Source organism: Streptomyces sp. NPDC037126 (genome assembly GCF_055605965.1).
In genome coordinates this window covers 21,062-28,358 of record NZ_JBVJTD010000048.1, presented here as the reverse complement: position 1 = coordinate 28,358, position 7,297 = coordinate 21,062, and the positions used below count along the sequence as shown (strand labels likewise).

Sequence of the window (7,297 nt, the reverse complement as noted above, 5' to 3'; positions counted from 1 at the left end):
CCGAGGAAAGCAAAACAACCCCCAAGACCGACCAGGACACCCCCGAGCCACAACAACACCGACACAGCCCGAACCCGCAACACCACCCGCCCCCCCACACACACCAGACCCGCAAAAACACCACACACACACCCAACAACCCGACACCGAAAGAACACGCACACCGCGGCATACCGCGGCCCACCGCCCACCAGTGGATCCACCGCTGACGGGCCGAGGGCGAGGCCGCCCCGCACGACCGCTCCAGCAAGCCCCGAACCACACACCACCACACACCATCTGCGCTCGAGGGCCGGAGTCTGCCCTCTGCCCACCGACCGCAAGCCCGGCCCGGCCCGCACCAAACCCGTTCTGAGCCGGCCCGCCTCCACCCTGCACCACGCCCTGACCCGCCACACACTCAACCACCAGGCCCGACGGGACCGGCCCACCGGACAACCCGTCCACCGCTACGCACACGCCCGGCCAGCCGCACTCGTCCACGTCGACATCACAAAGCTCCGCAACATCCCCGACAGCGGCGACCACAAGGTCACGGACCGCCCCCAGGCAATGCACAACAAACCCGCCACCACCGACCGACGCCGCAGCCGCAAACCGGTGCCGGTGATCGGCTACTCCCTCATCCACTCCGCCACCGACGACCACTCCCGCCTCGCCAACAGCGAGGTCCTCACCGACGAACGCCACGGACCCGCCCCACCCGGCCTCCGGGCGACACCCGGCCAGGACAGGGCTCGGCTTCGGCTCCCGGCGACCAGCAGCACGTCCGCAACCGAATGCCACCTCACGAACCTCACCATCGGCGGACAGCCACTCCCCCACCTGCCCGACCTCCGCCACACCGGCCACCAATGGCCCACCTCACAATCCACCGGTCGGCCGACCAGCCCGGCACGGAGAGGCGTCCAGACTGTGAGTAGTTCCACCGAAGCACCCCCCCAAAAAAAGCCCCGGTAACCGAGAAGGATCAGAAGTCATGGCGGCGCACTACGCTTCCGGTCACAGTCGAAGCGATTTCACGATTCAGCAGATAGCCGACCGGTTCGAGGTCTACAACCCCCGTGGAGAATTCGCCGGAGAATACACCGCCCGATCCTCGGCAGAAAAACGCGTCGCCACACTCGCACAGAAAGCAGGACGCACCGCACCCAACAGCCGATAGCTAAACAGTGGCCTGCGGATCCCCGCTACAGGAAGAGACCGGCACGCTGGTGAACCTGCGCTCCAAGGCCCGTGGGCGGTGATGTGCCGATGCCGAAGGCGGCGGCGAGCCAAGTGCAGACGCGCCCGGAACGCACGCACGCCAGCACGAGCAGCGCCGGGCCCTGACCTGGCCAACCGCGCTCTGGTCTCGGCCGAGGAATCCCACTGCAAGGTGAACGCAGTGGTGGCGCCCCAGCCGCCTCTCAGGCAGTCGTCCAGAGCGTCAAGATTCCAGCCGAAATATCCGCCGGGCCCGTTGATGGCCTCACCGATCGCGCAGTAGAAACCGTCCCTGCCAACGATGTACCGCCCGTCAAGGGTGACCGCGCGTCGGCACCTGCGGTGGCAGGTCGGCGCGCCATGCAGGCCATCCGGCTCAGCGGGGATCATCAATACCCGTAAGACGTTTGCCAGTTCCTGTAGATGCGAAAGTGTAGGGCTGCTACCGCTCCGCGATGAGTGCCGGCAGTTCGCGCATGTCGTAGAAGACGGTGGTGTCGTGGCCTTCAAGCCGTTCAGCCGGGGTGAGCCCGCCCGCATAGCCGAAGGACCGCATGCCTGCGGCGCGGGCAGCGCGGACGCCGGGCTGACTGTCCTCTACTACGACGCAGGCGGCAGGGTCGACGCCCATCTGTCGGGCGGCGTGCAGGAACAGGTCCGGGGCGGGCTTGCCGTGGGAGACCTCGGTGGCGCTGTAGATGCGGCCAGCGAAGCGTTCGTAGAGTCCGGTACGACCCAGGGTATGACGCATCTTGTCGTGGGAGCCGCTGGAGGCGACGCAGGTCGGCAGGGTGAGTGCGTCGAGGGCCTCCGGAAGGCCCTCGACCGGGGCGAGTTCAAGGTCCACGGCTTCGCGGTGGAGCTTCTCGAACCTCTCCGACCAGGTCGTGGCCGTGTCCTCGCCGAGCCGAGCCGCGACCTGCTCGCGGATGGCGGCGTGCGAGCGCCCGATGAACCGATCCACGACTTCGTCTTCGGTCAGTGGCCAACCCAACTCGGCCCCGAGAGCGACCTGCACGCGTGCGGCGATGCGCTCGCTGTCGACCAGCACGCCGTCGCAATCGAATACGACGAGTTCAATGGGCTTGATCATCCCCGCAGCATAGGGTCCTCACCAGTGAGGCGGCCATGCTGCTCCCGACGCGCTCGGCGTCGGCGCGGGCCAGGGGGACGAGGCGAGAGACCGCGGAGATCACGGCGCGGGGTGCTGCTCGACGTGGTTCGTGCTGACCGAGCAACGCACGCCCGTGCATGCCCTCGCGCCACCATACTGATGGGCCGTCGAGGGCAGCCACACTGTGCAGAACGGTCACCGTTGTTCAGCAGCCGGTCGTAACGGCTCCCGGCCCGTGAGCGCGGTGCACGTTGCCGCTTAGGCGCAACCCCAGGCGGACAGGCCCTGGATGGCCACCAAGCGTCGGGCCACGGCGATCTGTTGCCGGCGCGTGGCGAGGTCGGCGCGGCGCGCGTACTTCAAGCCGCCGGCCGCCACCCAACTGGACTGCCTGAACTGCAGTCCGCCGAAGTATCCATTGCCGGTGTTCGCCCTCCAGTTGCCGCCGGACTCGCACACGGCGATGGCATCCCAATCGGCATTGAGGCGGCTGGTCGGCAGGGCGGTCGCCGTCGGGCCGGTGGCGAGGGCCGCGACGGCTGCCAAAGAGAGCAGCCCTGTACGCAGTCCCAGCGCGACGGTGCGACGACTCACGATCACGTCAACAGGGTTCGAGCAATCCATGTACATAACGTGACATAACATTAACTGTTAGTAGTGACGACTCGCCGAGAGCGGGGCGACTTGAAAGCGCACAGCGCAAAGCAGCGCGCAGGACCGAGGACTTGCGGCTTCAGCCTTCCTGCAGCCCGATCTCCAAACATGCAGAGGCTGGTATAGGCATGTCGCCGGCGCGAGAGCGATAGATCCGGAGAACAGTCCGACCACCCCGACGGAGTCGGCGTGCCAAGCGCCGCATCGCCCCCGCGATCCCGGCGAACCAGCACCCTGCAACCGACGAAAACGACACGGTCGGGGTGTCCACGGTCGCCGCCGACGGCTGAACCTCTCGCAGGCAGACCTTGATTCCGACTGCGGATCGTCTGCGGTCCGCACGGCGAAGGGCCCAGCAAATGATGCCGGGCCCTTCGATTCATAGCAGTCAATGCGGGGGCCAGGCCTCAGCGGCCGGTTGCGGTCTCCCCCCGTAGCCGTACGGCTCAGAATTCGAGTTCGTGCTCGATCGCGGCCAGTTCCTCCGCGGTGCCCTGGACCCTCGGCCCCTTGAACCAGCGGCGTGCCGAGGCCAGCCACCAGACTCCGGCGAAGCCGAAGACGACGAGGACGGCGATCGGCGTGTAGTTGAAGTTCTTGCCGGTCACAGGGCTGGCCGTGGGCAGCATGAACAGCACGGTGATGATCAGTGTCCAGGCGACCGCGACGATGCCGACCGGCCTGCTCCAGCGGCCGAGGTGCCAGGGACCGCGTTCGAAGCGGTCGCCCTGGAGCAGGCGCAGGAAGACGGGCAGCACATAGGCGATGTACAGGCCGATGACGGCGATGGAGGTGACGGCCGCGTACGCGGTGGCGTTCCACAGGTAGGGCAGGCCGAGGACGAACGCGCCGCCGGCTGCCAGCCAGACCGCGTTGGTGGGCGTCTGGGTTCGCTTGTTGATGCGGTGCCACACACTCGAACCGGGCAGGGCGCCGTCCCGGGAAAAGGCGTAGATCATCCGCGAGTTCGCGGTGACCGAGGACATGCCGCAGAAGAACTGGGCGCCGATCGCGATCAACAGGAGCAGCTTGCCTCCGGTGGCGCCGAGTGCGTCGATGAAGATCTGCGCCGGAGGGACTCCCGTGGAGCTGGCGAGGGCGCCGTCGTAGTTCTGGATGGCGAAGGTGATGCCCAGCAGGAGAACCCAGCCGGCGACCAGGGAGACGAGGATCGACATCACGATGCCACGCGGTCCGGCCTTGGCCGCGTCATGGGTCTCCTCGGTCATGTGCGCCGAGGCGTCGTAACCGGTGAAGGTGTACTGGGCGAGCAGCAGGCCGAGGAGTCCCACGTAGAGGCCGGAGTGCCAGCCGGTGGTGTTGACGAAGTGGGTGAAGACGAAACTCGCCGACTGGTGCTTGGCCGGGAAGATCACCAGGGCGCCGACGATCACGACCACGCCGAGTATGTGCCACCACACGCTGACGTTGCCGAGGAAGGCGACCAGCCTGACGCTGAAGGTGTTCAGTGCTCCGTGGGCAGCGAGCACGATTCCGAAGAGGAGGATGGTGTGGCCGGGTGTCGCGCCGTACCCGAACTGCAGGTCGAGCAGGGCGTTCAGGAAGAAGGCGGCGCCGAAGTCGATGCCCGCTGTCACGGCCACCTGGCCGAGAAAGTTGAACCAGCCGGTGAACCAGGACCAGGCTGGCCCGTTGGACGGGGCGAGCTTGGCCGCCCAGTAGTACAGGCCGCCCGCTGTGGGGTAACTGGAGCAGACCTCGGCCATGGCCAGGCCCACGAAGAGAGTCATCATGCCGACCAGCGGCCAGCCCCAAGTGATCATCGCCGGGCCGCCGGTGACCATGCCGAACCCGTAGAGGGTCAGGCATCCGGACAGGACGGAGATGATGGTGAACGAGATCGCGAAGTTCGAGAACGCCGACATCGAGCGCGCCAGTTCCTGGGCGTAGCCGAGTTCATGCAGGCGTTGGGCATCTTGCGACAGAGCTTCAGTGTGCTCCGGCTGTGTCACTGACTCATCGGTGGGCATTCGGGCCTCCTCGGGCTCGGGCCGGCGCCAGTGGATCCGGCGTTCCACGTCCGCCCGGATCAAAGGTCTGGCTCGATACCTTTACCGTGAACGAGGCCGAGCGCAAGAGGCTGGCACCGAAACACCGGCTACGAAACGGCATCGACGCCGCCGCGACCGGGCCAATGGCACAACAGGGAACCCCTCAGCAGCCCTTGCGGCCACCCTGCTGGTTGGGACTTCCGTCTTCGTGAGACCGCGGGCCGCGCAGTGCCCTCCCGGACAGACGTACGATGCGGCAGGGCCATCCACCCGCCCCTGTGCCCCTGTCGCCGACGGGCGGAAGGGGCCAGCCTCTCTCATCGAACTGCTGCCCTTACTCACGTAACTCGCGCAATTGCTCGATGAGTTCGGGCACGCCCGTCAGCATCGAAGGTCGGCGGTTCGTCCGGACGATCCGGCGTGCGGTTACGGGCTCTTCAGCCAATCGGTGTACCAGGCGCGAAAACCGGGGCTCAGCGGTACGAAGCCGCCCCAGTCGGGATCGAGCTGCCAGATCTCGCCGGCTCGTGGACCGTTCAGGACCAGCCGGACGAACATGTCGCAGCCCTGTTCGGCCAGCATGAGCGTGCCCCGGGTCAGTACATCGGCGGGTGCGCCCGTGCCGATCCGGCCGGGCAGGGGTTCGGTGAGGGGGAACGACTCGGCGAGTCGGCCCGGCAGCCGGTCCTCCCACCACTCGCCGTCCGCAGCCCACTCCTCGTCGGCCTCCGGGCGGGCGACGGTCAACGGCATCAGCCCGTGGGAGGGCCCGGCGGGGCCGTTGCCCACTTCCGCCACGAAAGACCGGTACTCCCACGGCAGATCGATGCCATGGGAGTGCTCGAACTCCCTTATCTCCGCCTCCGGCAGGCTGGGCCCCAACTCGTAGCCGTGCGTGTCCGCCCCGAAGCGCTTCCTGCCCGGGTCCCGTGCTGCCATCTCCCGAATCCGTGCGCGCACGGCGTCGCCGTCCCAGCTTTCCATCCAGCGACCGTAGCAAGGACGTCCGCGCCCCGGGCTGCCGTGCTCGCGAGGTACGCGGCGCCCGGTTGCAGGCCTCGGTGGGGATGCCTCCGTCGAAGGCAACACCATCACGGTTCGTCGTGCGGCCACCGGGGCGATTCCGTATCACCCGTCAGCCAGAGGGTCCGTATCCCCCGTCAGCCAGGCCACGAGAGTCCGTATACCTCGGCAGCCAGGCGTGTCCGTCCTGCGTAGGTGATGCCGCTCCCTCTCCCCCAGCCCCCAGAGCCCCCACTCAGTCGACCGTGGGATGCCGCTTCACTCGGTGTCCGGATGGACCTCCATGGTGAAGACCGCGTCACGGCTGGTGCCCTCCCAGTTGCGCCAGACGTGCACGTGTACGGGTCCCGCGACCGGGGCGCCGTGGATGTCCCACTCGTCCCTCAGCTCGTCGGCCACGAGGGCCGCGGCGTACGCGGCGTCCTGGTTCGGGTTGTAAGCCGCGATGCTTCCGCGCCACTGATGGGGGTGGATGCCGTAGGTGCGCCATCCGTCGATGCCGCAGGGCTCGTCCACCCGGTACGCCCATTGCGCCGTCCAGCCCGAGGCACCGGTCGTCTCCAGGAGCGCCAGGCGCTGGTCGAGGGTGGTGCCGTTGCCGGCGAGGTCGGCCCGATGGCCGTTCACGCCCTCTCCGGCCAGGTGCCGTGCGATGGCCTCTCCCGCTAGCTGGGCATAGAGCTGCATGATCTGGAGATCCTGCTCGGACGGCCGGCCGGGCTGTGACATGTGGGTCGAGATGATGCCGATCAGCCGCCCGGTGTGATCGACCAGTGGCGTGGACTGGACCGAGCGGACGCCGGCGGCACGGAAGACCTTCTGGTGAGGTGTGAGGACCGGGTCGTCACGGACGTCGACCGCGACCGCCTGTACGCCTTGCCAAGCGGCCCGTCCGCAGACGGAGCGGTCGTCATGGACCACCGCGAAGTGGTCGAGGAACTCATGGTTGAAGCCGGACTGGGTGACCAGGACCAGCGAGTCGTCGCGAGGGTCGACGAACTGGATGTTGCAGAACTCGGCGCCCAGGAGCGTCATGGCTCCCGTGGCGACCCGTGGCAGTGCCACGGCCAGCTGGGGGACGTCGCGCAGTTCCGCCGCTTCGTCCTGCAGGTTCTTGAGAGCGGATGGCTCATCCAGGTTGAGGGAGACCCACGCGGCGAACTGGTCGGCTCTCCGTGTGACGGGAACCTTGCGCGCCGGCCGTGTCCGAGCGGAACGGTAGGAAGCCGTGACCTGCTCGAGTGGCCTCGCAAGGTTGTGGGAATGGCTCATGTGCACCCCACCCTCG

At 67.6% G+C, this 7,297-nt stretch carries 6 protein-coding genes; all 6 read right to left on the bottom strand.

What is annotated here, in order from left to right:
- Positions 1 to 1,053: 1,053 nt before the first annotated feature.
- The 6 genes from ACZ7FF_RS43310 to ACZ7FF_RS43285 all read right to left on the bottom strand — a co-directional run bounded on the left by ACZ7FF_RS43310 (position 1,054) and on the right by ACZ7FF_RS43285 (position 7,281).
- Positions 1,054 to 1,596, bottom strand: a complete 543-nt coding sequence (locus ACZ7FF_RS43310) for a barstar family protein (protein WP_470820056.1) — start codon at positions 1,594 to 1,596, stop codon at positions 1,054 to 1,056.
- Positions 1,597 to 1,648: 52 nt separating this feature from the next.
- Entirely contained in the window at positions 1,649 to 2,299 is a 651-nt protein-coding gene (locus tag ACZ7FF_RS43305) for an HAD family hydrolase (RefSeq protein ID WP_470820054.1), read from the bottom strand.
- A 279-nt stretch (positions 2,300 to 2,578) separates the two neighbouring features.
- On the bottom strand, positions 2,579 to 2,944 hold the full coding sequence (locus ACZ7FF_RS43300; RefSeq protein ID WP_470820052.1) for a transglycosylase family protein: 366 nt from the start codon (positions 2,942 to 2,944) through the stop codon (positions 2,579 to 2,581).
- Between the two features lie 476 nt (positions 2,945 to 3,420).
- On the bottom strand, positions 3,421 to 4,965 hold the full coding sequence (locus tag ACZ7FF_RS43295) for an amino acid permease (RefSeq protein WP_470820050.1): 1,545 nt from the start codon (positions 4,963 to 4,965) through the stop codon (positions 3,421 to 3,423).
- 447 nt (positions 4,966 to 5,412) lie between these two features.
- A complete protein-coding gene (locus tag ACZ7FF_RS43290; protein WP_470820048.1) occupies positions 5,413 to 5,970 on the bottom strand; it encodes an SMI1/KNR4 family protein in 558 nt (185 codons plus the stop codon).
- Positions 5,971 to 6,267: 297 nt separating this feature from the next.
- A complete protein-coding gene (locus ACZ7FF_RS43285; RefSeq protein ID WP_470820046.1) occupies positions 6,268 to 7,281 on the bottom strand; it encodes a GAF domain-containing protein in 1,014 nt (337 codons plus the stop codon).
- Between the last annotated feature and the right edge of the window lie 16 nt (positions 7,282 to 7,297).

What these genes read in the sequence shown, in the direction of transcription:
- ACZ7FF_RS43310 (WP_470820056.1), bottom strand. Translation starts at nt 1,596, where the DNA reads ATGATCCCCGCTGAGCCGGATGGCCTGCATGGCGCGCCGACCTGCCAC.
- ACZ7FF_RS43305 (WP_470820054.1), bottom strand. Translation starts at nt 2,299, where the DNA reads ATGATCAAGCCCATTGAACTCGTCGTATTCGATTGCGACGGCGTGCTG.
- ACZ7FF_RS43300 (WP_470820052.1), bottom strand. Translation starts at nt 2,944, where the DNA reads ATGGATTGCTCGAACCCTGTTGACGTGATCGTGAGTCGTCGCACCGTC.
- ACZ7FF_RS43295 (WP_470820050.1), bottom strand. Translation starts at nt 4,965, where the DNA reads ATGCCCACCGATGAGTCAGTGACACAGCCGGAGCACACTGAAGCTCTG.
- ACZ7FF_RS43290 (WP_470820048.1), bottom strand. Translation starts at nt 5,970, where the DNA reads ATGGAAAGCTGGGACGGCGACGCCGTGCGCGCACGGATTCGGGAGATG.
- ACZ7FF_RS43285 (WP_470820046.1), bottom strand. Translation starts at nt 7,281, where the DNA reads ATGAGCCATTCCCACAACCTTGCGAGGCCACTCGAGCAGGTCACGGCT.